General features: G+C 69.1%; 22 protein-coding genes. 7 read left to right on the top strand and 15 right to left on the bottom strand.

Annotated features, from left to right (window positions below; translation table 11 throughout):
• Nucleotides 1-34 precede the first annotated feature (34 nt).
• Together K0H49_RS19615 and K0H49_RS19610 are read left to right on the top strand one after the other, a co-directional pair.
• The gene (locus K0H49_RS19615; RefSeq protein ID WP_219216033.1) at nucleotides 35-1,009 is read left to right on the top strand and encodes a tripartite tricarboxylate transporter substrate binding protein; all 975 of its coding nucleotides are present in this window, start codon (nucleotides 35-37) and stop codon (nucleotides 1,007-1,009) included.
• A gap of 190 nt (nucleotides 1,010-1,199) precedes the next feature.
• Nucleotides 1,200-3,428 carry a DUF6351 family protein gene (locus tag K0H49_RS19610; protein ID WP_219216032.1) on the top strand — a complete coding sequence of 743 codons (2,229 nt, stop codon included), beginning with the start codon at nucleotides 1,200-1,202 and terminating at the stop codon, nucleotides 3,426-3,428.
• A gap of 36 nt (nucleotides 3,429-3,464) precedes the next feature.
• On the opposite strand, the gene K0H49_RS19605 is transcribed toward K0H49_RS19610, so the two are convergent.
• Nucleotides 3,465-3,908 (bottom strand): Lrp/AsnC family transcriptional regulator, encoded by a 444-nt coding sequence (locus K0H49_RS19605; protein WP_183025354.1) that lies wholly within the window; start codon nucleotides 3,906-3,908, stop codon nucleotides 3,465-3,467.
• 121 nt (nucleotides 3,909-4,029) lie between these two features.
• Here K0H49_RS19605 and ilvB point away from each other — a divergent pair, with 121 nt between their 5' ends.
• The gene (gene ilvB / locus K0H49_RS19600; RefSeq protein WP_219216029.1) at nucleotides 4,030-5,838 is read left to right on the top strand and encodes a biosynthetic-type acetolactate synthase large subunit; all 1,809 of its coding nucleotides are present in this window, start codon (nucleotides 4,030-4,032) and stop codon (nucleotides 5,836-5,838) included.
• 76 nt (nucleotides 5,839-5,914) lie between these two features.
• On the opposite strand, the gene K0H49_RS19595 is transcribed toward ilvB, so the two are convergent.
• Nucleotides 5,915-7,183, bottom strand: a complete 1,269-nt coding sequence (locus tag K0H49_RS19595; RefSeq protein ID WP_257625027.1) for an MFS transporter — start codon at nucleotides 7,181-7,183, stop codon at nucleotides 5,915-5,917.
• A 173-nt stretch (nucleotides 7,184-7,356) separates the two neighbouring features.
• Between K0H49_RS19595 and K0H49_RS19590 the strand changes: the two genes are divergently transcribed.
• Complete coding sequence (locus K0H49_RS19590) at nucleotides 7,357-8,052, top strand: cupin domain-containing protein (protein WP_219216027.1); 696 nt, start codon at nucleotides 7,357-7,359, stop codon at nucleotides 8,050-8,052.
• Between the two features lie 8 nt (nucleotides 8,053-8,060).
• Complete coding sequence (locus tag K0H49_RS19585) at nucleotides 8,061-8,915, top strand: IclR family transcriptional regulator (RefSeq protein WP_219216026.1); 855 nt, start codon at nucleotides 8,061-8,063, stop codon at nucleotides 8,913-8,915.
• Between the two features lie 11 nt (nucleotides 8,916-8,926).
• Here K0H49_RS19585 and K0H49_RS19580 read toward each other — a convergent pair whose 3' ends face one another.
• The 13 genes from K0H49_RS19580 to K0H49_RS19520 are packed head-to-tail and all read right to left on the bottom strand — an operon-like array spanning nucleotide 8,927 to nucleotide 20,167.
• Entirely contained in the window at nucleotides 8,927-10,456 is a 1,530-nt protein-coding gene (locus K0H49_RS19580; RefSeq protein WP_219216024.1) for an aldehyde dehydrogenase family protein, read from the bottom strand.
• Between the two features lie 23 nt (nucleotides 10,457-10,479).
• Nucleotides 10,480-10,908: a cupin domain-containing protein gene (locus K0H49_RS19575; protein WP_219216022.1), complete on the bottom strand. Its 429-nt coding sequence runs from the start codon at nucleotides 10,906-10,908 to the stop codon at nucleotides 10,480-10,482.
• The gene (locus K0H49_RS19570; RefSeq protein WP_219216020.1) at nucleotides 10,905-11,651 is read right to left on the bottom strand and encodes a ribonuclease activity regulator RraA; all 747 of its coding nucleotides are present in this window, start codon (nucleotides 11,649-11,651) and stop codon (nucleotides 10,905-10,907) included. Before K0H49_RS19570 ends, K0H49_RS19575 begins: the two co-directional genes overlap by 4 nt.
• On the bottom strand, nucleotides 11,648-12,370 hold the full coding sequence (locus K0H49_RS19565; protein WP_219216018.1) for a fumarylacetoacetate hydrolase family protein: 723 nt from the start codon (nucleotides 12,368-12,370) through the stop codon (nucleotides 11,648-11,650). The genes K0H49_RS19570 and K0H49_RS19565 overlap by 4 nt, the downstream gene beginning before the upstream one ends.
• Nucleotides 12,367-12,792, bottom strand: coding sequence for a RidA family protein (locus K0H49_RS19560; protein WP_219216017.1), 426 nt, complete (start codon nucleotides 12,790-12,792; stop codon nucleotides 12,367-12,369). The genes K0H49_RS19565 and K0H49_RS19560 overlap by 4 nt, the downstream gene beginning before the upstream one ends.
• Before the next feature lie 43 nt (nucleotides 12,793-12,835).
• Nucleotides 12,836-13,780, bottom strand: a complete 945-nt coding sequence (locus tag K0H49_RS19555; protein ID WP_219216015.1) for a VOC family protein — start codon at nucleotides 13,778-13,780, stop codon at nucleotides 12,836-12,838.
• The gene (locus tag K0H49_RS19550) at nucleotides 13,777-14,526 is read right to left on the bottom strand and encodes an ABC transporter ATP-binding protein (protein ID WP_219216012.1); all 750 of its coding nucleotides are present in this window, start codon (nucleotides 14,524-14,526) and stop codon (nucleotides 13,777-13,779) included. Before K0H49_RS19550 ends, K0H49_RS19555 begins: the two co-directional genes overlap by 4 nt.
• Nucleotides 14,513-15,310, bottom strand: a complete 798-nt coding sequence (locus tag K0H49_RS19545) for an ABC transporter ATP-binding protein (protein WP_219216010.1) — start codon at nucleotides 15,308-15,310, stop codon at nucleotides 14,513-14,515. The genes K0H49_RS19550 and K0H49_RS19545 overlap by 14 nt, the downstream gene beginning before the upstream one ends.
• On the bottom strand, nucleotides 15,307-16,161 hold the full coding sequence (locus K0H49_RS19540; RefSeq protein ID WP_374122384.1) for a branched-chain amino acid ABC transporter permease: 855 nt from the start codon (nucleotides 16,159-16,161) through the stop codon (nucleotides 15,307-15,309). The genes K0H49_RS19545 and K0H49_RS19540 overlap by 4 nt, the downstream gene beginning before the upstream one ends.
• Nucleotides 16,134-17,075 (bottom strand): branched-chain amino acid ABC transporter permease, encoded by a 942-nt coding sequence (locus K0H49_RS19535; RefSeq protein ID WP_219216008.1) that lies wholly within the window; start codon nucleotides 17,073-17,075, stop codon nucleotides 16,134-16,136. The genes K0H49_RS19540 and K0H49_RS19535 overlap by 28 nt, the downstream gene beginning before the upstream one ends.
• The gene (locus K0H49_RS19530) at nucleotides 17,072-18,232 is read right to left on the bottom strand and encodes an ABC transporter substrate-binding protein (RefSeq protein ID WP_219216006.1); all 1,161 of its coding nucleotides are present in this window, start codon (nucleotides 18,230-18,232) and stop codon (nucleotides 17,072-17,074) included. The genes K0H49_RS19535 and K0H49_RS19530 overlap by 4 nt, the downstream gene beginning before the upstream one ends.
• Entirely contained in the window at nucleotides 18,229-18,858 is a 630-nt protein-coding gene (locus K0H49_RS19525; RefSeq protein ID WP_219216004.1) for a RidA family protein, read from the bottom strand. Before K0H49_RS19525 ends, K0H49_RS19530 begins: the two co-directional genes overlap by 4 nt.
• 52 nt (nucleotides 18,859-18,910) lie before the next feature.
• The gene (locus K0H49_RS19520) at nucleotides 18,911-20,167 is read right to left on the bottom strand and encodes a flavin-dependent oxidoreductase (RefSeq protein ID WP_307886078.1); all 1,257 of its coding nucleotides are present in this window, start codon (nucleotides 20,165-20,167) and stop codon (nucleotides 18,911-18,913) included.
• 285 nt (nucleotides 20,168-20,452) lie between these two features.
• Here K0H49_RS19520 and K0H49_RS19515 point away from each other — a divergent pair, with 285 nt between their 5' ends.
• The gene (locus K0H49_RS19515; protein WP_219216000.1) at nucleotides 20,453-21,409 is read left to right on the top strand and encodes a LysR substrate-binding domain-containing protein; all 957 of its coding nucleotides are present in this window, start codon (nucleotides 20,453-20,455) and stop codon (nucleotides 21,407-21,409) included.
• A gap of 391 nt (nucleotides 21,410-21,800) precedes the next feature.
• Complete coding sequence (locus K0H49_RS19510) at nucleotides 21,801-24,254, top strand: alkaline phosphatase family protein (RefSeq protein WP_219215997.1); 2,454 nt, start codon at nucleotides 21,801-21,803, stop codon at nucleotides 24,252-24,254.
• The last annotated feature ends 59 nt before the right edge of the window (nucleotides 24,255-24,313 follow it).

Here is a 24,313-nt window from a genome sequence, read left to right as displayed (position 1 = left end):
CCCGCTGAACCGATAACAACCCGAGGAGACGACGATGGTTTCGAAGAACACCCGGCGCATGGCGCTGATGGCGCTGGCCGGCATCGGCCTGAGCGGACTGGCGCAGGCCCAGCCGGCCGCCGCCTACCCCGACCACAACATCGAGCTGATCGTGCCCTATGCGGCGGGTGGCGGCACCGATGCGCTGGCGCGCGCCTTCGCCGACGTCTCTCGCAAGTACCTCAAGCAGAGCATCGTGGTGAACAACAAGCCCGGCGCGAGCGGCTCGATCGGCTGGACCGACGTGATCAACAGCAAGCCCGACGGCTACAAGCTCGCGCTGGTCACGGTGGAGCTCACCTTCCTGAACAGCCTGGGCCTGGTGAAGTTCACCCACGATGCGCTGACGCCCATTGCACGGCTGAACTTCGACCCGTCCGCGATCACGGTGCGCGCCGACGCGCCCTGGAACACCATCGAGGAATTCCTCGCCGCCTCGAAGAAGACGCCCGGCGAAATGCGCATGGGCAACGCGGGCAACGGTTCGATCTGGAACCTCACGGCCTCGGCGCTGGAGGACCAGGCGCAGGTCAAGTTCAACCAGGTTCCCTACCAGGGCGCGGCGCCCGCGGTGCTCGCGCTGCTGGGCGGCCACATCGACGCGGTGGCCGTGAGCCCGGCCGAGGTGGGCGTGCACCTTGCCGCGGGCAAGCTCAAGATGCTGGCCGTGATGTCGGACCAGCGCCTCAAGGGCTTCGAGAGCACGCCCACGCTCAAGGAGCGCGGCATCGACGTGTCGCTGGGCGCCTGGCGCGGGCTGGCCGCCCCCAAGGGCACGCCGCCCGAGGTCATCGAGATCCTCAAGGTCGCGGCCGAGAAGACCGCCAAGGACCCGGCCTTCATCGAGAGCCTGCAGAAGCTCAACCTCGGCTACTCCTACGCCGACAACACGGCCTTCAAGGCGCAGATGGTCAGCGACAGCGACTTCTACAAGAAGCTGATCGCGAAGATCGGGCTCAAGCTGCAGTAGGGAACGACGCGGCCGCTGGGCCGCCTCGCGCCGCCCGTTTATCTGACAGCCATTGCCCTGTGTTCTGACTGTTCGGTGCGGCACCGCCTCCCTACGATGCTGAAGCCCACGACCCGCATGCGCAGGCCGTGCGGCATGCGCATCAACAAGCGGCGCGCCACCGGCGCACATCCGCGAGCAGGAGACACACATGAACGAGAGACACAAGCAGGCTTCGGCCTGGATCGGCGTGGCGCTGGCCACGGCGCTGCTGGTCGCATGCGGCGGCGGGAGCGGCAACAGCGCACCGGGCACGCCCGGCACCACGCCACCGACCACCACCCCACCCACGGCCGGTGGCGGCGACGGCAGCACGCCCGTCGACCCCGGTACCGATCCCGGCACGCCCAAGCCCGAGGTCTCGCTGGCCGGCCTGAAGTTCTGGGTCGGCGACATCGGCCCTTCGGGCGAGACGGCGTTCAGCGGACCGCAGCAGCCTGCGTTCATGTGCCTCACGCAGGCCTCGAACCTGGGCGCGCCCGAGGTCGACAACCACGACGGCATCGGGATGCCGGTCTATCAGATCCCCGGCGACACAAGCAGCCCGCTGCGGGGCTACAGCAAGGAATGCGGCGTGAAGACGCAGCTGCGCTACTTCTACTACACGGGCAGCGACTTCAAGCCCTTCGACCCGGCCACCCAGTTCGTCACGCCCCCGGCCGACATGCAGCGTGTGCGCGTGAACGGCGCCGACCTGCCTTTCGTGGTGCGCGTCGAGGCCGGCACCATCAACCGCTTCGCCTACAGCACGGCCATCCTGGCGCCCTTCGCCGAGAGCAGCGCCCGGCCCGAAGAACTCAACAACGGCGCCTGGAACCAGAAGCTCGTCTACTGGATGCGCGGCGGCGTGGGCGTCGGCCACCAGCAGGGCAAGGCCATGTGGTTCGGCGGCCTCTGGGGTGAGGAGAAGCCGATGATGCCGCGCCTGCTGGAGCAGGGCTATGCGATCGTGTCCTCGTCGGGCAACGAGACCGGCGTGCACTACAACCTGCGGCTGGCCGAGGAGACGGCGGTCATGGTCAAGGAGCATTTCGTCCAGACCTACGGCAAGCCCCGGTACACCGTCGCGATGGGCATCTCGGGCGGCGCGGTGCAGCAGTACATGTTCGCGCAGAACCGGCCGCAGGGCCTGTTCGACGCGGGCGTGCCGATCCAGTCCTATCCGGACATGGTGACGCAGGTGCCCTACGTGTCCGACTGCTCGCTGCTCGAGCAGTACTTCAAGGACGAGGTCACGCTCAACCCCGGCTCGCGCTGGGCCAAGTGGAGCGACCGCACGCTGATCGAGGGCCTGGCCACCAGCGACACGCGGCGCAACAGCTTTCTGGGCGGCAACGGTTCTTCCGAGTGCATCGAAGGCTGGGGCAAGGCCGGCCCCGGCGTGTTCAACCCGGTCTTCAGCGATCCGGCCTTCAAGAGCACGGCGGCGTCGCTGGGATGGCCCGACGCCTTCGCCAACGTGAAGTGGACGCACTGGAACGACCTGGCCAACATCTACGGCACCGACGCGCGCGGCTTCGCGCCGATCCCGATCGACAACGTGGGCGTGCAGTACGGCCTGCAGGCGCTCAAGAGCGGCGACATCGACACGCAGGAGTTCTTGCGCATCAACGCCTGCGTGGGCAGCTGGAAGGAGCAGGACGCGTTCGTCGATTGGGCGATGCCGCCGGCCGACCCCTTCGACAGCCGCAACATGCAGCGCAGCGCCGACTGCCGCACCGCCGCCGGCACGCCCGCGCCGCGGCGCAGCGGCGACGTGCGCGCGATGAACCTCGCCTACTCGGCGGGCCAGGTGTTCACCGGCAAGTCGCTGGCGATCCCGCTGATCGACCTGCGCCCCTGGAAGGAAGACGTGCTGGACATGCACAACTCGCGCCAGTCCTTCTCGGCGCGCGCGCGCCTGCAGGCCGCCGGCGGCAACACCGCCAACCAGGTGATCTGGTTCACCGGCGAGACCAGCCAGGTCGGCGTGGCGACGCGCGCGACCGACGCGCTCTCGGTGCTCGACGCCTACCTCACGGGCGGCGCCCAGCCCTCGCGTTTCGTCGACCAGTGCTTCAACGCCACCGGCCAGACCATCGCGGCCGGCACGCAGGTCTGGGGCGGCATCCTGGACACGGCGCGCCCCGGCGCCTGCACGCAGAGCTTCAAGGTCAACACCAGCCCGCGCATGGTGGCCGGCGATTCCTACCGCGGCGACATGTTCAAGTGCCGGCCCAAGCCGATCGCCACGGCCCTGGCCGACGGCACCTACGGCCAGACCCCGGGCAGCGCGGCCGATCCGTTCAGCGCCGAGGAGAAGGCGTGGCTGGCGCGGATCTTCCCGCAGGGCGTGTGCGACTACGCGCAGCCGGACATGGGGCGGCCGCAGAAGATGTGATCCGAAGGTGCCGCGCACGACGCGGCCCTTCCTCGCTCACAGCCCCGCCAGCGGCACCGTCGCCTCCTTGAGCACGCGCAGCACGAAGCTCGACTTGCTGTGGCGGATGCCGGGGATCTTGTAGAGCTTCTCGCGCAGCAGCCGCTCGTAGTCGCGCGTGTCGCGCACCGCGATGCGCACGTAGTAGTCGTAGTCGCCCGAGACCAGGTAGGCCTCCTGGATCTCGGGGATGGTGGCCAGCACCCGGCCGAACTCGTAGAGCATCTCGTCGGTGTGGCTCTCGAGCGTGACCTGCACGATCACCGAGTCGTGGTAGCCCAGGCTGCCCGGGTCGACGTCGATGGTGTAGCGCTTGATCACGCCCTCGCTCTCCAGCCGCTTGATCCGGCTCCAGCAGCTGGTGGCCGACAGCCCGACCTCGGTGCCGATCTCCTGCAGCGTGCGGCGCGAGTCCTGCAGCAGGATGCGAAGGATCGCCATGTCGATCTTGTCGAAAGATCCTTCGGAGGATTTCTCTTTTGAACGTTGATTCTTCAAGTTAGCCGCTCCAGAAGGCGAAAACAGGAAGCATATTCTGCGGCATATGCCGAAGAATCGAGGGATGAACACCACAGCCCTCGAACGCGATCCCGCTACCCTGCCCCCGCAGCCCGTCGCTGCCGCCGTTGCCGCCGAACCGGACGCCATCGTGCGCAACGGCGCGCAGGCCCTGCTGGCCACGCTGATCGAATGCGGTGTGGACACGATCTTCGGCTACCCCGGCGGCGCCGCGCTGCCGCTCTACGACGCGCTGCACGGCGAGCCGCGGCTGCGCCATGTGCTGGTGCGCCACGAGCAGGCGGCGGTGCATGCGGCCGAGGGCTATGCCCGCACCACCGGCCGCGTGGGCGTGGTGCTGGTCACCTCGGGCCCGGGCGTGGCCAACACCATCAGCGGCCTGCTCGATGCGATGAGCGATTCGGTGCCGGTGCTGTGCATCAGCGGCCAGGTCGCGACGGCGTCCATCGGCACCGACGCCTTCCAGGAGAGCGACGCGCTGGGCATGACCCGGCCCGTGACCAAGTGGAACTTCCAGCCGCGCGAGGCCGACGCGATCCCGGCCGCGGTGCGCCGCGCCTTCGCGATCGCCACCGGCGGCCGGCCCGGCCCGGTGCTGCTCGACGTGCCCAAGGACGTGCAGTCCGCGCGCCTGCGCGGCGGCGAGCCTGAAGCCATGCCGCGCCGCCTGTCGCGTGCGGCCCCTTCGACACCGCCACCCGGCAGCCTGCAGCGCGCGGCCGACCTGCTCGCCAGCGCGCGCCGGCCGGTGTTCTACGGCGGCGGCGGGCTGATCAACTCCGGGCCCGCGGCCTGCGAGGCCTTCACGCTGCTGGTGCGCCAGCTCAACGCGCCCTGCACGCTGACGCTGATGGGCCTGGGCGCGTTCCCCGCGTCCGACCCGCGCTTCGTTGGCATGCTGGGCATGCACGGCACGCTCGAGGCCAACCTGACCATGCACGACGCCGACCTGGTGGTCTGCGTGGGCGCGCGCTTCGACGACCGCGTGACCGGCAAGCTCGACGAGTTCTGCCCGCACGCACGCAAGATCCACATCGACATCGACCCGGCCAGCATCAACAAGGTGGTGAAGGTCGACGTGGCGATGGTCGGCGACTGCGCCGCCGTGCTCGAGGCGCTGCGGGTCCTGCCCGTGCTGCAGGATCTGCCGGCCGAGCGGCTCGCGCCCTGGTGGCAGCGCGTCGAGCGCTGGCGTGCGAAGCGCTGCCTGGACTTCGCGCCGCGCACCGACGTGATCCTGCCGCAGCAGCTCATGCGCTCGCTGCAGCAGGCCGTGGGCGGGCGCGATGCGATCGTCTCGACCGACGTCGGCCAGCACCAGATGTGGGCCGCGCAGTACCTGCGCTTCGACCGCCCGCGTCGCTGGCTCACCTCGGGCGGCGCCGGCACCATGGGCTACGGCCTGCCGGCGATCATCGGCGCGCAGGTCGCGCACCCGGCCGCGCTCGCGGTCTGCGTGAGCGGCGACGCCTCGGTGCTGATGAACATCCAGGAGCTGTCGACCGCGATGCAGCACCGCGCGCCGGTCAAGCTGGTGCTGTCGAACAACGGCTACATGGGCATGGTGCGCCAGTGGCAGGAGCTCAACCACGGCAACCGGCTGAGCCACAGCTGGAACGAGGCGCTGCCCGATTTCGTGGCGCTGGCGCGCGCCTTCGGCTGGGGCGCGCGGCGCGTCGCCGACCCGGCCGAGCTCGATGCGGCACTGGCCGAATGCATGGCCCACGACGGCCCCTTCTTCCTCGACGTGCAGGTGGCGGCGCAGGAGAACTGCTTCCCGATGATGCCGGCCGGCCAGGGGCATCACCGCGTGATGCTGGGCAAGGACCGCTGGTACGAAGAAGAGGGTTGAGGCCGGGCCTCACCAGAACTCAGGCCGGGAAGTCGATCAGCGCCGAGGCGCCGGCCTTCGGTTCGGACCCTGCGCCTCAGCGCAGCGCCTCGCTCCTGGTCTCGGGCACGAAGAAGAACACGATCACCGCGGCCAGGGCGAAGAAGCCGGCCGTGGCGGCCAGCGCGCTGCTCACGCCGTTGCCCTGCGAGAGGAAGCCGACCGCGGCGGGGGCCAGCGCGCTGGTGGCGCGGCCGGTGTTGTAGATGAAGCCCTGCGCCGTGGCGCGGACCTGCGTCGGGAACAGCTCGGCGAAGGTCGGCGCGAAGCCGCTGTAGAAGCCGGTGCCGAAGAAGGCCACGACCGGGCCGAACAGCAGCAGCAGCGTCGGCGACGTGATCGCCACGTAGAGCGGTACCGCGACCGCCGAGGCCAGGAAGAACAGGATGAACGAGCGCCGGCGGCCGATGGCGTCGGCGAAGTAGCCGAACACGATGAAACCCAGGGCCGCGCCGGCCTGCATCACGACGATCCAGGTGGTCGACTTGAGCAGGTCGAAGCCCGGCCCGCCCTGCGCCACCGGCGTCGCGAGGTAGGTCGGCACCCAGGTGAACAGGCCCCAGTAGCCGCACATCGCCGCCGAGGTAAATGCCAGGCACACGAGCGTGGGCCGCAGGTGGTTCCCGAACAGCACCGAGAAGGTCTCGCCCACGGACAGGCGTCGCTTCTGTTCCAGCCAGATCGAGGATTCCGGCGTGTGGCGCCGCACCCAGAACGCGAACATCGCCGGCAGCAGGCCGACCGCGAAGGCCCAGCGCCAGCCGAAGTAAGGCAGCACCAGCGCCGCGATCAGCGCCGCCAGCGCGTAGCCCAGCGCGAACGCGCTCTGCACCCAGGCCATCACCTTGCCGCGGTGCTCGGCCGGCCAGGTCTCGGTGATCAGCGTCGCGCCCGCCGACCACTCGCCGCCCACCCCGAGGCCGAGGATGAAACGGAAGATCAGCAGCTGCGTCACGGTCTGCGAGAAGCCGCACAACGCGGTGCCGAGCGAATAGCACAGGATGCTCAGCACCATCGAGCGGGTGCGGCCCAGGCGGTCCGCCAGGAATCCGAAGACCAGGCCGCCGACCGCGGTGGCCAGCAGCGTCATCGAGGCGATCAGCCCCGCCACGCCCTTGTCGAAGGCCAGGTCGGCGCTGATGTACTTGATCATCATCGCGAACAGCATCAGATCCATGATGTCCAGCATCCAGCCCACATAGGCGGAGCCGAAGGTCTGCCACTGCGCCTTGGTGCGCCCCACGTACCAGCGCGCGTTCGGGGTTGTCGTCGTTGCCGGGTCGGTGCCGGCGGTCGCCATGCTCATGGGAGGTCTCCTGGAGGGCCGCAAACGCTGCGGCCACGCGTCTTCATGAAAGATACATTCGTATCGAAGAACGAATCTTATGGATCACCAAGAGATTTCGTCTCAGTATTAACCACTAATAGACATGCGTGTATCGTTTATCGATACTACAGGCTTCAAACCTTGGAGTTCCCATGCATCGATTCAAGCTGCGCCTTCTGGAAGACCGCATCCCCGCCCGCCACGCCCCGGTCTACCTGCCCGCCCTCTCGCGGGCGATCTATGTGGTCGAAGGCCAGCTCGCCGTCGAGTTCGCCACCGGCGCGCAGCATGTGGTGCACGACACGGCCTGGGTCGGCGACGACGCGCTCGCGCTGCTGGCCGGCGAGTCGGAGGTGGTGCTCTGGCGTTGGGAACTGGTGCCGCACGACGCGGCGCAAGCGGGCACCCTGCGTTCCGCACCGGCGACGCGCTCGGTCTGCAAGCTGGAGCAGGCGATCGAGCTGGACAGCGGCTTCGACTGGCTCATGCGCTGCGACCGCGTGGCCTTTCCGCCCGGCGGCGTGGCGCTGACCCACGTCCACCAGGGGCCGGGCATCCGCTGCTGCCTCGACGGCGAGATCACCATCGAGACCCAGGGGACGACGCAGGTCCACGGGCCCGGCGACGCCTGGTTCGAGCTGGGCCATGCGCCGGTGCTGGCGCCCACGACCCAGGACAGCGCGACCACCTTCATCCGCTGCTTTATCCTCCCGCAGGCCTGCCGCGGGCGCAGCTCGATCCGCTTCGTGCGGCCGGAAGACGCCGGCCAGCCCAACACCCAGAAGTACCATGTGTATGCAGAGCGCTTCCTGCGGCTCGAGCGCCCCGGCGCCCCACGACACGACTGACCTTTCCTATGCCATCGAACCCCTCTTCCCTGCCCGCCGCCCCCACCGCCCCCCTCACCGGAACGGACGAAGGGACCCGGGAGGAAGGGCCGCAGGACGGCAACAGCTCGTCGACCTCCGTCATCTCGCTGCGCATCCTCGAGGTGATGGCCGAGGCCAATGCCGAGCTGGGCGTGACGCAGCTGGCCGAGCGGCTCGGCATGCCCAAGGCACGCGTGCACCGGCACCTGAGTTCGCTGCGCCAGGAGGGCTATGTGATCCAGAACGCCCGCAGCAGCCGCTACAGCGTGGGCTGGCGGCTGTTCCTGCTGGGCCAGAAGCTGGTGCGGCAGTTCGATGTGGTCAGCCTCGCGCGCCCGGTCATGGAGGAGCTGCGCGACCAGGTGGGGCAGACCATCGTCATCACCACCTTCACCGACAACCACGTGGTGGTGCTCGACCTGGTGCGCGGGCACAGCCAGCTCGAGATCCTGCTGAGCTCGGGCACCGAGTACAAGCTGCACACCGTGGCGCAGGGCAAGATCGTGCTGGCCTTCGGCGCGCCGGCGCTGCTGGAGCGCCTGCTGACGCATCCGCTGGCCGCCGCCACGCCGCACACGATCGTCGATGCGGACCGCCTGCGCGCGGAGATCGACATCGTGCGCAAGCGCCGCTGGGCCGAGGCGCCCGAAGAGGTGTTCATGGGCGTGAACGCGCTGGCCGCACCGATCTTCCACAGCGGCGGCGAGCTCTTCGGCGCGCTGGCCATCGTGGGCTCGATCCATTTCCTGCCGGCCCAGGCGAACCCTGCGACGGTCGACGCCCTGAAGAACGCCGCCGACAAGGTCTCGGCGATCCTGGGGGCGCCGCGCACGGCGCCCTGAAGCCCTGACCCCTACAGTGCGATGCGCTGGTCCCAGGGCGACTCGCCGCCCCAATTGATGCACACGCTCTGGCGCCGCATGTAGCCCTTCCAGGCATCGGAGCCCGCGGTGCGGCCGCCGCCGGTTTCCTTCTCGCCGCCGAAGGCCGCGCCGATGTCGGCGCCGGTGGTGCCCATGTTCACCTTGGCGATGCCGCAGTCGCTGCCCTGCGCCGACAGGAACAGTTCGATGTTGCCCAGGTTCGAGCTGTGGATGCCCGAGGCCAGGCCCTGCGGCACGCCGTTGTGGATCGTGATCGCTTCCTCGAGCGTGTCGTAGGTCATCACGTAGACGATGGGCGCGAAGGTCTCGTGCTGCACGCAGGGCCACTCGGGCTGCGTCTGCGTGATCAGCGTGGGCTCGACGTAGTGGCCCGGCCGGTCGATGCGCCTGCCGCCGTAGACCACCTGGCCGCCCAGCGCCACCGCCTGCGCGATCGCGTCCTCGTAGTGGCCGATGGCCGGTGCGTCGACCAGCGGGCCGATCACGGTGCCGGGCTCGCGCGGGTCGCCGACCTTGATCTGCGCGAAGGACTGCTTGAGCAGCTGCACCAGTTCGTCGGCCACCGTGCGCTGCACGATCACGCGGCGCGTGCTGGTGCAGCGCTGGCCGGTGGTGCCGACCGCGCCGAAGGTGATGCTGCGCGCGGCCAGCTTGAGATCGGCCGTCTCGTCGACGATGCAGCCGTTGTTGCCCGAGCACTCGAGCATGTAGCGTCGGCCCAGCGCCGCGCCCACGATGTTCGCCACCTTGCGGCCCACGCCGCTCGAGCCGGTGAAGGAGATCAGCGCCACGCGCGGGTCGGCCACCAGGCGCTCGGCCACGGCGTTGTCGTCGGGGATGAAGAGCGTGAACACGCCTTCGAAGCCCAGCTCCTGCATCGCCTGGTTCGAGAGGTGCTGCAGCGCCAGCGCGGTCAGCGGCACCTTGGGGCTGGGCTTCCAGACCACGGTGTTGCCGCCGATGGCCGCGAGGAAACCGTTCTGCGCCCAGACCGCAGCCGGGAAGTTGTAGGCCGAGATCACGCCCACCACGCCCAGCGGCAGCCACTGGTCGTACATGCGGTGCTTGGCGCGCTGCGACTGCTGCGTGAAGCCGTAGAGCATGCGCGACTGGCCGGCCGCGAGCGCCGCCATATCGATCAGTTCGCGCACCTCGCTGCGGGCTTCCATCAGCGACTTGCCGGTGTCGAGCGCCACCACCGCCGCCAGGCCCTCGTGGTGCTGGGCCGCGAGTTCGCCGATGCGCGCGACCAGCTCGCCGCGCCGGGGCGCGGGCACCATGCGCCAGCGCTGGTGGGTGGCCACGGCCGCGGCCATCACGGCCTCGTAGTCCTGCGCGGTGGCGCCGGCCACGCGGGCCGTGACGGTGCCGTCGGCAGGGTTGACCGCCTCGAAGGCCTTGCGGCCCTCGGTGGCGCTCCAGCCGCCGGTGCCGGTGCAGGCGCCGCCGTGGACCGGCTGGATGTGGAATTCGGAAAGGACTTCTTGGGTGTCGAACATGGGAGGACTCTGGATGCGAAAACTCAGGACTTGGACAGGAAAGCGCCGATGCTTTCATCGGTGTGGAACACGGGCTTCTCGTAGTAGTGCGGCCCGTCGTAGATCTCGATCAGCACGCTGCGTTCGTGCGCCAGCGTGGGGCCGTGGGGATGGTCCTTGGGGTTCATGTAGAACGAGCCCGCGGTCAGCGTGAGCTGGCTGTCGGTGTACTCGTAGCGGCCTTCGAGGCAGTACATGAACTGGTTGGACGCATGCGAGTGCTTGACCGGGATGCGCCCGCCCTTCTCGTACTCGAGCAGTGCGATGCTGGCGCCGGTCTCGGCGTTCTTCCACAGGAAGTACTGGCGAAAGCCGTACGCGGGAAAGTCGATCCACTGCGCGGCGTCGAGATCCTGCGTGCGGATCAGCAGCTCCAGTGTCTTCATCAGGGCTTCGTTCGGGACCGGGTTCATGGCGTGTGCTCCAGGGGGGGACGGCCGGCCGCGACCCAGCCGTCGTATTCCTTGCGGCTTTCCGGGGTCGCCGGAAACAGTCCGAAGATCGAGCGGCCGCCGGCGATCTGCTGCTCGGCGAAGGCCTCATACTCGACCGCGTCCAGCGCCTCGGCCGCGACCTCCTCGACCAGGTGCTGCGGGATCACCACCACGCCTTCGCCATCGCCCACCAGCACGTCGCCGGGGTAGATCGCCACGCCCGCGCAACCCACCGGGCCGTTGAGCTCGACCGGGTGCATGGCGATGGGAGTGGCCGGCGGCGCCGACTGGCGCTGGTAGGCCGGCAGGCCGGTCTTGCGGATCGCGGGCGTGTCGCGGTAGCCGCCGTCGGTGACCACGCCGGCCACGCCGCGCTGGCGCATGCGCGCGGCCATCAGGTCGCCGGCCGCGGCCGAGCGCACGCAGCCGCCGGTGTCGATCACCAGCACATGGTCGACCGGGCACTCCTCCACCGCGCGCCGGTGCAGGTTGTCGTTGCGGCCGTAGTTGGCCATGGTGTCGATGTCCTCGCGCGCCGGCATGAAGCGCAGCGTGTAGGCCGGGCCCACCAGTTGCGGCTGCTCGGGCGAGAGCGGGTGCAGGCCCAGCAGGTAGACGTTGCGAAAGCCGCGCTTGAGCAGCGCGTTCGCCACGTTGGCGCTGCCGACCTGCACCAGCTTGGCCCGGGTGTCGGCGCTCAGGGTGTAAGGCGAGGCGCTCATGGCTGCGCCCCTTCGGCCGGCGCCGCGATGCGCACCTGCAGCGTGCCCAGGCCGGCGACGCTGGCCTCCAGCAGGTCGCCCTCGACCACGGCGCCCACGCCTTCGGGCGTGCCGGTGAAGATCAGGTCGCCGGGCGCCAGCGTGAAGTAGCGCGACAGCGCGGCGATGATCTCGCGCGTCGACCAGATCAGCTTCGACAGGTCGCTGGCCTGGCGCGGCGCGCCGTTCACCGTGAGCGCGATCGCGCCCTGCGTGAGCTCGCCGGTCTGGTCCAGCGGCACGATCGGGCCGACCGGCGCGCAGCGCTCGAAGGTCTTGCCGATCTCCCAGGACTTGCCGCTCTTGCGCATCGCCAGCTGCAGGTCGCGCCGCGTCATGTCGATGCCGATCGCGTGGCCCCAGATGTGCGAGGCCGCATCCTCGACGGCGATGTTCGCGCCGCCCTTGCCGATCGCCACCACCAGCTCGACCTCGTGGTGCAGGTTCTGCGTCTGCGGCGGATACGGCACGGGCACCGCGCCCGTGGGGTTCGACACCACGGTGTCGGTGGGCTTGCAGAAGAAGAAGGGCGGCTCGGCGCGCGGGTCCACGCCCATCTCGAGCGCGTGGTCCGCATAGTTGCGCCCGACGCAGTAGACGCGCCGCACCGGGAAGGCGCCGCGGCCACCGGCCACCGGCACCGAGGTGATCGCGGGTGCGGGCAGGACGAAGCCGGTCATGCGCCACCTCCCACCTGCTGGGCCGGGCGGCCGCCTTGATTGAGCACCGCGACCGCCTCGATCTCGACCAGGATCTCGGGCTGCGCCAGCGAACTCACCTCGACCAGCGTGGCGACCGGGAATGCGCCCTGGAAGAACTCGCGGCGCGCGCGCCAGACCTCTTCGCGGTGCTCGATGCGGGTCAGGTACATGTTGATCTTGACCACGTCCTGCATGGACCCGCCGGCGGCGGTGACCAGGTGCTGGATGCGTTCGAAGATCAGCCTTGCCTGGGCGTACTCGCCGCCGCCGGTCGGCGCGAGATGCTTGTCGCGTGCGGTGAGGCCCGCGATGTAGACCGTGTCGCCCACGCGCAGGCAGTTCGACCAGGTGCCCGGTGCGGGCTCCGTGACCTCGGGGCTGATGATTTGTTGAATGGCCATGTGTGTGTTGTGTGTGGCTCGGTTGCGAAAGGATCCGGGCGGATCACTCGAAGAAATCGGCGGGCGGCTTGGCGCCCCACTGCGTGGTCTGGTCGGCGGTGCCGGCGAAGATGGTGGGCACGTGCGTGCCGTTGACCACGTCGCCGTCGGTGTAGTGCTCGATGCGGAAGCCGAAGGGGTCGCGCCAGTAGTCGAAGATCTGGCTGCCCAGCAGGTGCCGGCCCACGCCGCAGTCCAGCGTGTAGCCGCGCTCCAGCAGGAAGTCGTGCGCGGACATCACCGCATCGAGGTCGCTCACCTCGAAGGAGCAGTGGTGCACGCCGGGCCGGTCGGTGCCCAGCACCAGCATGCAGTGGTGGTCGACCAGCGCGTCGCCGTGGTCCACGCGCAGGAAGGTGCCGATGGGCTGCGCCGGGGCGTCGGGAATCGCCAGGTAGTCCGAGGCGATCAGCCCGAAGCGCTGCTGCAGCCAGGCCACCGAGCCCTGGTGGTCGCTCACGTGCAGCACGAAGTGCCCCAGGCGCTTGACCGGCGAGATCTGGCGCGCGATGCGCACGGCGGTGTTCACGCGCGGCTTGGCCTGCACCGTGTTGAGCGGGATCACGTCGCGCACCGGCAGCGGCGCGGCGGGCGTGGCACCGTGCACCGCGTCGATCTCGAAGCCGTCGGGCATGCGCATGCGCACCCGCTGGCCGCCGCCGGGCACCTCGGCCGCGGACTCGACCGGGCCCGAGCCCGGCAGGGCCGCGAGCCGCTCGAGCGTGGCGACATCGGCCACGCTGAAGCCCGCGCCCAGGAAGCGGTTGTCGTCCCCCCGCACCGCCTCGTAGACGAAGGGCGCCTCGCCGGTGCCGCGCATGAACAGGCGATGGCCGTCGCCGGCCGCGGCCGGCACCATGCCGAAGTCGCGCAGGAAGCTCTCCATCACGGCCAGGTCGCGGACCTGGTAGCGCACGTAGAGCGCATCGATGGCGTGGTTCGTCGTCATGAAGTCAGTTCCTCGTGGGATGCAGGTGCGGGGTCCGCGCTGGCGGCGTGGCCCAGGATGGACTCGACCAGGTCGCGCCGCGCGCGCGCGGCCTCCGAGGTGCCCGACCACACGAGGCGGCCCGAATCCAGCACATAGGCGCGGTCGGAGAAAGCCAGCGCCTTCGACAGGTTCTGCTCGACCAGCAGCACCGCGATGCCCTCGCCGCGCAGCTTCTGCAGCGCCTGGTAGCAGATGTCGACGTTCTTGGGCATCAGGCCCAGCGACAGTTCGTCGATCAAGAGCAGTTTGGGCTCGGCCATCAGCGCGCGGCCGATCGCCACCATCTGCTGCTCGCCGCCCGACAGCGTGCGGCCCAGCGAATCGAAGCGCTCGCCCAGGCGGGGGAACAGGTCGAGCACGCGTTCGATGTTGCGCGCGGTGGCCTCGCGCGGCCGGCTGTAGCCGCCCACCACCAGGTTCTCGCGCACCGTCATGTCGCCGAACAGCTTGCGGCCCTCGGGCGACAGCGCGATGCCTTCGAGCACGCGCTTCTGCGGCGGCAGCGGCGCCAGGTCCTTGCCATTGAAGCGCACCGTGCCCGACTGCGCGCGCACATGGCCCGCGATGCATTGCAGCGTCGAGGTCTTGCCCGCGCCGTTGGGGCCGATCAGCGCGACCACCTCGGACGCGTTGACCTGCAGGTTCAGCCCGTGCAGCACCACGGCCGAGCCGTAGCCGCAGGAGAGGTTGTCAATGTTCAGCAAGTGCGGCTCCTTCGCCCAGGTAGGCCTCGATCACGGCCGGGTCGGCCATGACCTCGGCCGCGGGCCCGTCGGCCATCTTCCGGCCGTTGTTCAGCACCACGATGCGCGGACAGATCCGCATCACCTCGGCCAGGTTGTGCTCGATCAGCACGATGGTCACGCCGCCCTGGTTGAGCGAGCGGATCAGGTCGGCCAGGCGCAGCGCCTCGCCGTGGCCCAGCCCGGCCAGCGGCTCGTCCAGCAGCAGCAGTTGCGGCCGCGTGGCCAGCGCGCGCGCCACCTCGAGCCGCTTGAGCACGCCCAGCGGCTGCGCGGTGGGCAGCTTGTCGGCCAGCGCGGCGATGCCCACCATCTCGAGGTAGCGCATCGCTTCGTCGCGCAGCGGGCGGCGGTCGAGCGTGGCCAGCGCGCGCCAGGGCGTGCGGGTGATGGCCGAGCCGGCCGCGAGCACCACGTTCTCCAGCAGCGTCATGTTGCGGAAGGGCCGCACGATCTGGTGCGACAGCGCGATGCCGCGCTGCGCCCGCTTGGCGGCATTGAGGCCGTTGAGCGTCTCGCCGCGAAAGCGCACCGCGCCCGCGGTCGGATCGACCACGCCGGAGATCAGCCGCAGCAGTGTGGTCTTGCCCGCGCCGTTGGGGCCCAGCAGGCCCAGCAGTTCGCCGTCGCGCACCTCGAAGGACACGCCGTCGACCGCGACGATGCCGCCGAAGCGCACGCCCACGTCGTCGATCACCAGCAGCTCGCCGCTGGCCCTGGCTTGAAGAGGAAGCGTCGTGCTCATGCCGCCTTCCCTCCGCGCAGCCGTGCGGCCTGCCGCAGCACCAGCGGGAACAGGCCGCCGGGCACGAAACGCATCATCATGAACAGCAGCAGGCCGAAGACCAGCAGCTTGTAGTCGTTGATGAAGCGGAACCATTCGGGCATCAGCGTGAGCAGGGTCGCGGCCAGCACGCTGCCCCAGATCGAGCCCATGCCGCCGATCACCACCATCGCAAGGATCATCACCGACACCGGGAAGCCGAAGGCCTCGGCGCCCACCGTGCCCAGGTAGTAGGCATAGAGGCAGCCGGCCACGCCGGCCAGCGCGGTGCCGAGCGCGAAGGCCGCCAGCTTGAAGCGCGGCGTGTCGATGCCCAGGCTGCGCGCGGCCGTCTCGTCGGCGGCCACGGCCTCGAAGGCATAGCCCAGCCAGCTCTTCTTGACCCAGGCGCAGAACAGGCCCGCGGCCACGGCGCACAGCACCACGAAGTAGGGGAAGAAGTCGCCCAGCGCAGTCTCGGGGATCTGCGAGATGCCGAGCTCGCCGCCCAGCGCATCGCTGGTGCGCACCACGCCGAGGAACAGGAAGCCCGCCGCCATGGTCGCGATGGCCAGGAAGTCGTCGCGCACCCGCAGGCTGCAGAAGCCCACGACCAGCCCGAAGACCCCCGCCGCCAGCAGCGCCAGCGGCAGCGTGAGCCAGAGGCCGAAGCCGGCCTTGGCCAGCAGCGCCGTGGCATAGGCGCCGACGCCGAAGAAGGCGGCGTGGCCCAGGCTCACCTGGCCGCAGAGGCCGGAGATCAGGTTCAGGCTCAGCGCGAGGATCACGTTGATCGCCACCAGCGTCAGGATGGACGTTTCGTAAGCACCCACTTGGCCGCTCCCTTCAATTGCAGTGTCTTGGCGAGCCCGCCGGTGGCGCGTGCGGGCCCGGAGAACAGGCCCTCGGGCTTGATCAGCAGCACGCACAGCATGGCCGCGAACGCGATGCTGTCGCGGTCGAGGTAGTTCGAGAGGTAGGTCGCGCCGAAGGCTTCGACCAGGCCCAGCAGCAGCGCCGCGACCAGGGTGCCGCCCATGTTGCCCAGGCCGCCCAGCACGATGATGGCCAGCGCCTTGTAGCTGGGCACTGCGCCCATCGAGGGCTCGACCAGGTTGTTGAGCACGCCCACCATCACGCCCGCGGCGGCGGCGAAGGCCGAGCCGATGGCGAAGTTCAGGTAGCGCACCTGGCGCAGGCTCACGCCGCACGAGGCCGCCATGCGCGGCTCGCTGACGGTCGCGCGCCAGGCCATGCCGATGCGCGTGCGGGTGGCGAACAGCGCCAGCCCGCCCAGCAGCACGCAGGCCATCACCACCACCGCGATCTCGGCGTACTTGATGCGCATGCTGCCCACGTCGATGGCACCGGCCAGCGGCGGCACGTGGTACGACAGGCCGTGGTCGCCGAACACCAGCCGCAGCAGCTCCTCGATGGCGAGGAACATGCCGACCGAGGCGATCAGCGGCACGTAGGGCGGCTGGTCGAGGATGGGCTCGTAGCACAGGCGGTACATCAGCACGCCGCAGATGGCGACCAGCGCCATCGACAGCACCAGCCCGAGCGCGAAGCTGCCGGTGGCGTTGGTGATCACCAGCCCCAGGTAGCCGCCGAGCGCGAACAGCCCCGCATGCGCGATGTGCAGGATGCGCAGCAGCCCGAACACCATCGCCAGGCCGATCGCGATCAGCGCGTAGACCGCGCCGTTGATCAGCCCCTGCGACGAGAGGTTGAGGAACAGGCTCATTGCTCGGGCGGCGCCAGCAGCGCGGCGTCGTCGATCACGCCGAAGCGTTCCCACTTGCCGTTGCGCACGATGCTCAGCGGGAAGTTCTTCTTCACCTCGTGCAGCTTGTTGAAGCTGATGCGGCCGATGGCGGTCATCACGTCGGTGGTTTCCAGCGCGGCGCGGATCTTCTCGGGCTCGTCCGATTTGGCCTTGCGGATCGCGGCGGCCAGCGTGGTCACGGCCGCATGGGTCGACGTGGCGGCGGCCTCGGCCTTGCTGTTCGTCGCCTTCTCGTAGGCCTTGAGGAAGTCGGCGATCTCGGGCAGCTGCGAGCCCCAGTCGATCACGTTGGTGATGACCGTGCCTTCGGCGGCCTGGCCCGCGATGTCGATGTACTGCTGCGAGCTCAGCGACTCGGCGCCCACCACGTCGGCCGTGATGCCCGCGCTGCGCAGCTGCGCGACCAGCGGACCGGCGGTGAAGTAGAAGCCGGTGGCGTAGATGACCTCGGGGTTGTCGGCCTTGATGCTCGCGATCAGCGGGCCGAACTGGCGGTCGCTGGGCGCGTATTCATACTCCTTGAGCAGCTGCACGCCGAACTTGGGCGCAGCCTCCTTGAAGCCCGCGGCCAGGGTCTTGCCGAAGTCGGTCTTGATGGTCAGCAGCACGGTGCGCTTCTTGCGCAGCACCTCGCCCACCAGCTTGGCGGCGGCGCGGCCCTGCACCTCGCCCACGCTGGTCACGCGGAACATGTAGTTGCCGGTGCGCGTGATCTCGGGCGCGAAGGCGATCGAGGCGATGTAGGGAATCTTTGCCTTCTGGAACACCGGCGCGGCCGCGCGCGAGGGGCCGGAGAAGCCGGCCGACACCACGGCGCGCACGCCGTCGCCCACCATGCGGTTGGCGATGGGCACGGCCTGCTCGGGCTTGCCCTGGTCGTCGTAGACCACCAGTTCGAGCTTTTTGCCGTTGAGGCCGCCGGCACCGTTGATCTGCTCGACCGCGAGCTTGGCCGCGGCCAGCCCGGCATTGCCGTCGGCCGCGGCGGGACCGGTGAGGCCGGCCTGGAAGCCGATCTTGGTGGTGGTCTGGGCCAGGGCGCCGCCGACCAGCGCGAGGCCGCACAGCAGGCCGGCCGCGAGGCGGACGAATTGGGGGGTGGAACGCGGGCTCACTTCTTCTCCTCGGGTGCGGCGGACACCAGCGTCGCCGTCGGTTTCAGTTCAACGAAGGTCTCCATCTCCACCGCCACGCCGAAGGGGCCGGCCACGATGCCCTCGGTGGTGCGCGCATGGCGGCCGGCATCGCCGAACACCGAGACGTAGAGCGCCGAGCAGGCATCGGTCACCTTGGTCTGGTCGGTGAAGTCGGGTTGCGAATAGACCTTGCCGCGCACGTAGACGATGCGCTGCACCTGGTTCAGGTCGCCCAGCACCAGCTTCAGGCGCGCGATCTGCCGCACGCAGGCCAGCTTGGCCGCGACCATCGCGTCGGCCACGCCGACCTGGTCGGGCACGCGGCCCTTGACGAACTGGCCGTCGGGGCGCTGCGGCGCGGCGCTCGACAGGTAGAGCATGTTGCCGACCTTCACCGCATCGACGTAGTTGCCGAAGGCTGGCTTGAGCACCGGCAGTTGCCCTTCGGGAAAGCCGAGTGCGAGCAGCTCGGTCTTCAGGCGCGATTCGATCGTGCTCGCGGATTGGGGTGCTTGTTGTTGTGGCTGCGCGAAGCCCGACACCGCGCAGGCTGCGAGAAGCAGCGTGGCGGTCAGCGAGCGGATCGGCTTGAAGCGTGGAGGCATGGCTGGCTTTCTGAAGGGTGGTAACGAAAAGGAGAGGAGCAGGTGCGCGATCTCAGGGCCGCGCGACGCTGTAGGAAGGCCGGTTGTTGAGGCTCTCGACCGCGAAGCCCGCGAGCCGCTTGAAGGCATCGGCACGCTCCTGCAGGTCTTCGGCGCTCAGCACGTCGTGGATGTGGGCGAAGCCCTGGGGTGCGCGCTCCTCGACGATCTCCATGACCAGTTCCGGGCCCAGGGTGCGGTTCTGCAAGGCGATGTCGCGCATCGGCGGCAGGCGGTCGGCCTCGTAGCGCAGCAAGCCTTCCTGCGGCTTGTCGCGCGTGGCGGCCAGGTGGTGCGCGAGCACGCGGCCGTCGACCACCGCCTGCGAACCGGCCTGCGAACCCACCGGGTGCATCGGGTGCGCCGCATCGCCCAGCAGCGTGACGCGGCCGAAGGTCCATTGCGGCACCGGATCGCGGTCGACCTTGGGGAACTCGAAGACCTCGGCACCGGCCTTCATCAGCGCGGGCACGTCGAGCCAGTCGAAGGTCCAGGCGTCGAAGGCACCGGAGAACTTGCTGCGGTCGACCTTCTGGTTCCATTCCTCGCGCGGCGGGCCGTCGCCGCTCTGGCCCAGCTCCGCGATCCAGTTGAGGATCACCGTGCCGTCGGCCTGGTTGCGCATCGGGTAGCACACCAGCTTCTGGTTGCGGTGGCCCGCGATGATCATGGTGCTGCCGCCCAGGAAGGGCGCGGCGCTGACCGCGCTGCGCCACATCAGCTGGCCGCCGTAGCGCAGTGGCTGGTCGGGGTAGAAATGCTTGCGCACCACGGAATGCAGGCCGTCGGCCGCCACCAGCACGTCGCCGCGCACCGGCGGCAGCGGCGCGCCGGTGACGCTGTCCACGAAGTGGGCCGTGACCCCGGTCTCGTCCTGTTCGAAGGACGCCAGCCGGTGGCCGGTGTGGATGCGCCCGGCGCCCAGGCGCGCGCGTGCGGCCTCGAGCAGGATCACCTGCAGCGTGCCGCGGTTGATCGCGTACTGCGGCCAGTGGTAGCCGGCCTCGCGGCCGCGCGGCTCGCTCCAGATGCGCTGGCCGCGCTTGCTGTAGAAGGCCAGTTCCTGGATCGCGACGGCCTGGCTGTGCAGCGCATCGGCCAGCCCCAGCTCGGTGAGTTCGCGCACCGCGTTCGGCTGCAGATGGATGCCCAGCCCCATGGCGGCGATCTGCGGCGCCGCTTCGTACACCTGCGCCCCGATGCCCGCGGCATGCAGGCTCAACGCCGCAGACATGCCTCCGATTCCACCCCCGACGACAATCACTTCCATCGACTCGCTCCTGTGATCCATTGGAAAAAACACTGCTTGATCGGGGACGGATCGTAGAAGCCTTGCGATTTATGACAATTGAATATTGAGCCGCTTCCCTTTACCGTCTGGTTAAGGCCCGAAAAAGCGGCAGAAGCATGCACCACGGCGGCCCACCACAGGCTGACCCGAACATTGCTACCCTTGGGTCCTGCGCGACTCGCAAGCGCCAGCCGCCCTCAGACCCAACCAATTGGTAAATGGAGACGCACCATCCCGGTGCAGACTCGAAAAGGAAGATCGTCCATGGCGAAGCTCGATTGGTACATCCGCGCCGGCCTCAAGCCGCGCCACTTCCAGCTGCTGGTGGCGCTGGACGACTACCGCCAGATCGGCAAGGTCGCGGCCCTGATGAACGTCACGACGCCGGCCGTTTCCAAGACCCTGACCGAGCTGGAGGAAGGGCTGGAGATGAAGCTGTTCGACCGCAGCGTGCGCGGCATCACGCCCACGCCCTTCGGCGAATGCATGATCCGCGGCGCCAAGATGATGATGCGCGGGCTGGCCGAAGTGGGCGACGAGCTGCATGCGCTGTCGCACGGCGTCACCGGCAAGATCCGCATCGGCGTGCTGCCCTCCTCCGCCATCTCGCTGCTGCCCGCGAGCCTGCTCAAGCTCAAGAAGCTCTCGCCGGCCACGCCGGTGATCGTGCGCGAGGCGACGATGGACGTGCTGCTGCACGAGATGCGCTCGGGCGCCATCGAGCTGATCCTGGGCACGCTGCCCCTGCAGAAGGCCGACACCGGCGTCGAGGAAGAGGTGCTGTTCGAGGACCAGACCACGGTGGTGGTGCGCGCCGGCCACCCGCTGGCACGCCACAGCAGCCTCGAATGGGTGGACCTCGCGCCCTACGCCTGGATCCTGCCGCCCGAGGGCTCGCTGCTGCGCGAACCGCTGTCGCAATGGTTCAAGGACAGCGGCCTGCCTGAGCCGGCCAACGCGATCGAGACGCTGTCGGTGTCCTTCATCCGCAGCTACCTCGCGCACAGCGACGCGATCGCCACGCTGCCGGCCTCGATCTCGAAGGAGTTCGACAAGGCGCGCATCGTCGAGGTGCTGCCCCTGCCGCTGCCCTCGCTGGTGCGGCCCGTGGGGCTGCTGTGGAGCGTCGGCCGGCCGCTGTCGCCGAGCGCGAAGCTGCTGCGCGACTGCCTGCGCAAGACCATCGCGCAGCAGACCGGCGCGCTGTCGATGGCCGGCTGAGCCGGCCTCTCGGCCGGGCCCGCTGCGACGCCCGAAGACCGCTGACGCGGCCCGGGGCGGGTGCGCGTATTTTTTTGCAAATTGTTTCCAATTTCCGATTGATTCAATAGGTCAGGCCGGGGTCAGTCAATGGACCCAATAAGTCAGGCCGCCGTCAGAAATTGACATCCGGGGGTCAGGCCTCGGTCAGATCATTGAATTATTGAAAGCGAATTGGCCGCGCCTGCGCACCCGAATTGGCAAAGCGTCCAACGCGCGTCTGACACACAACTGTCACCAGGCATTTCTACATTGCCCCTCGACGTGGCGGTTCGTATTGAAAAGAAAACGACGCCCGAATTCCCGCGCGGCCGGCCAAAACCTTCCATCACCCACACCCCCCAATATTTATATGTTGATTCTCGAAAAAAGAGTCTGGCTTACGTCATTGACGACCATTGCGGCTTGCGTGCTCGCCGCTTGCGGCGGCGGGAATGACGGGAGCAGCGGCTCCGTCTCGATCACGCCTCCCCCCACCAACACGAGCAGCACGACGTACAGCGGTGTCGTGGCCGCCAGCGGCTTCGTGCCGGGCAGCAGCACGGGCAATCCGACGCTCAAGGCCGGCTACTACCAGAAGGCCACGGTCTTCGTCGACAGCAACGGCAACGGCGTGCTCGACAGCGGCGAAGCGTCCGCGGTCACCGACGCCAGCGGCAAGTTCACGCTGACGACCACCGGCACCGGCCCGCTGGTGGCCGACATCGGCACCGGCGCGATCAACACCGCCACCGGCGCGCCCGTGGCCAGCCACCTGATCCTGCGCGCGTCGGCCGACCAGATCGCCGACCAGGGCGTGGGCCAGGTCGTGATCAGCCCGCTGTCGAGCGAAGCGCAGCGCCTGGTGGAAGCCAACGGCAGCAGCTACGCGGCCGAGAAGGCCAACCTCGCCGCCCGCCTCAACGGCCCGGTCTTCAATCTGGGCACGGCCGCGGTCACCGACCCGCTGGCCGACGTCAACACCCTGAGCGGCGCCACCCAGTACGCGGCGCTGTACCAGGACAACGAGCTGACCAACCGCTACACCTACGCGACCACCAAGCTCGACCGCGGCGACATGTTCCCCGACAACCTGGCGGTCGCCGGCGGCGACCCGCGCCTGGTCGGCCTCACGGGCGTGACCCTCACCAACCGCGACGGCAGCAACGCCACGCCCTCGGTGCCGACGCAGAAGCAGGCGCCCATCACCTTCGCGCAGGCCCAGCAGGCGGCCTTCAACGTGGAAGGCGTGCCGGCCTACGACAACATCTTCGTGGTCATCGAGGAGAACAAGTCGACCGACGTGATCGTCGGCAACTCGCGGGCCGTGAACATCAACTACATCCTGAACAAGTACAACCAGCTCAGCACCTACTACTCGACCGGCAACCCGTCCGAGCCCAACTACACCGCGCTGGGCGGCGGCGACGACTTCGGCATCACCGACGACAACTGGTTCGGCTGCGGCGCGGTCGCCGGCACCCCCTATGCCGTGACCGACGTCGCCTTCACCGGCGGCACGGCTTCCGACGGCCAGCCCCTGCCCGCCCAGGGCCAGCTGCCACCCGCGACCAGCGCCAGCCGCGCCGGCTACAGCGCGGCCAGCACCACCTGCGGCGACAACCCCACCGGCGGCACCGTGCACAACATCCCCGGCGACAACCTGTTCACGCTGATGTCCAGGACGGGCCGCACCATCCGCACCTACAGCGAGTCGATGAACCCCGGCCAGGACGTGCGCGCCGACAGCATCGCCGACCCGGCCATCACCGCCACCTACGACGCGACCAACCGCCTCAACGGCTTCACCAACCTCGACGGCTCGACGCCCAGCCTCGCCGGCACCCCCAACTTCGGCGTGGTCAACGGGCTCTACAAGGTCAAGCACGGACCCTCGATCGCCTACCAGAGCGCGCGCAACCTGCCCGAGTTCGCGGCCACCAACCGCACCATCTTCGGCACGCAATACCAGGAAGCCGACTGGCTCAAGGCCTCGGCCTACCCGGTGCCCAGCGGCTGGGTCTACGACCAGTTCAGCAAGGACCTGGCCACGGGCGACGTGGGCAACATCAACTTCATCGTGCCCGACCAGTGCGACGACATGCACGGCGTGGGCAGCGACACGAGTTGCGTGAGCAACAACAACGGCCAGGCCAACGGCGTGATGCGCGCCGACATCTACCTGGGCATGGTGGTCAAGAAGATCCAGAGCTCGGCGCTGTGGAAGAACCCGAACAAGCGCGTCGCGATCGTCGTGATGTACGACGAAGGCGAAGGCGGCAGCAACGGCTCCTGCTGCGGCTGGAACGCGGGCGGCAAGAACTCCGGCGCCGCACCCGTGACGGTGGACGCGAGCGGCAAGGCCACGGCCACCGCCGCGCCGAGCAACTACGCCGCGGGCAACTTCGGCCACGGCAACTCGATCTTCGGCATCATTTCCAACCAGCAGGACGTGGGCACGGCGAAGAAGAATGTGGCCGACACCGACGCCTACAGCCACTTCTCCTTCGTGCGCACGCTGCAGGACATGTTCCAGATCGCCGACCCGGCGGTCGATGCGAGCTACCTGAACCGCGCGAAGTACACCGAAGCCTTCATCACGGCCAACATCACGGCCCTGCCGGAATTCGCGGGCAGCGCGGACACGCACTTCGACTCGGTGCGGCCGATCAACCATGCCTACGTGATCCCGGGCAACTACACGCAGAAGCTCTACGCCGCCGACATCGTGGGCCAGGTCGACACCCTCACGGGCAAGCTCCAGGGCCAGATCACGCCGCAGGTGGGACCCGACGCGAGCCAGACCAACGTCTGGGCCACGCACTGAGCCGAACACCGCCCTCCGGGGCGGTGATGTTCCAGGCAGGCGCCCGCGCGGCGCCGCCT

It is taken from the genome of Variovorax boronicumulans (genome assembly GCF_019352895.1).
Classification (GTDB): domain Bacteria; phylum Pseudomonadota; class Gammaproteobacteria; order Burkholderiales; family Burkholderiaceae_C; genus Variovorax; species Variovorax boronicumulans_A.
Note: the sequence above shows the minus strand (reverse complement) of the source record. Positions and strands in the feature narration are given on the sequence as shown.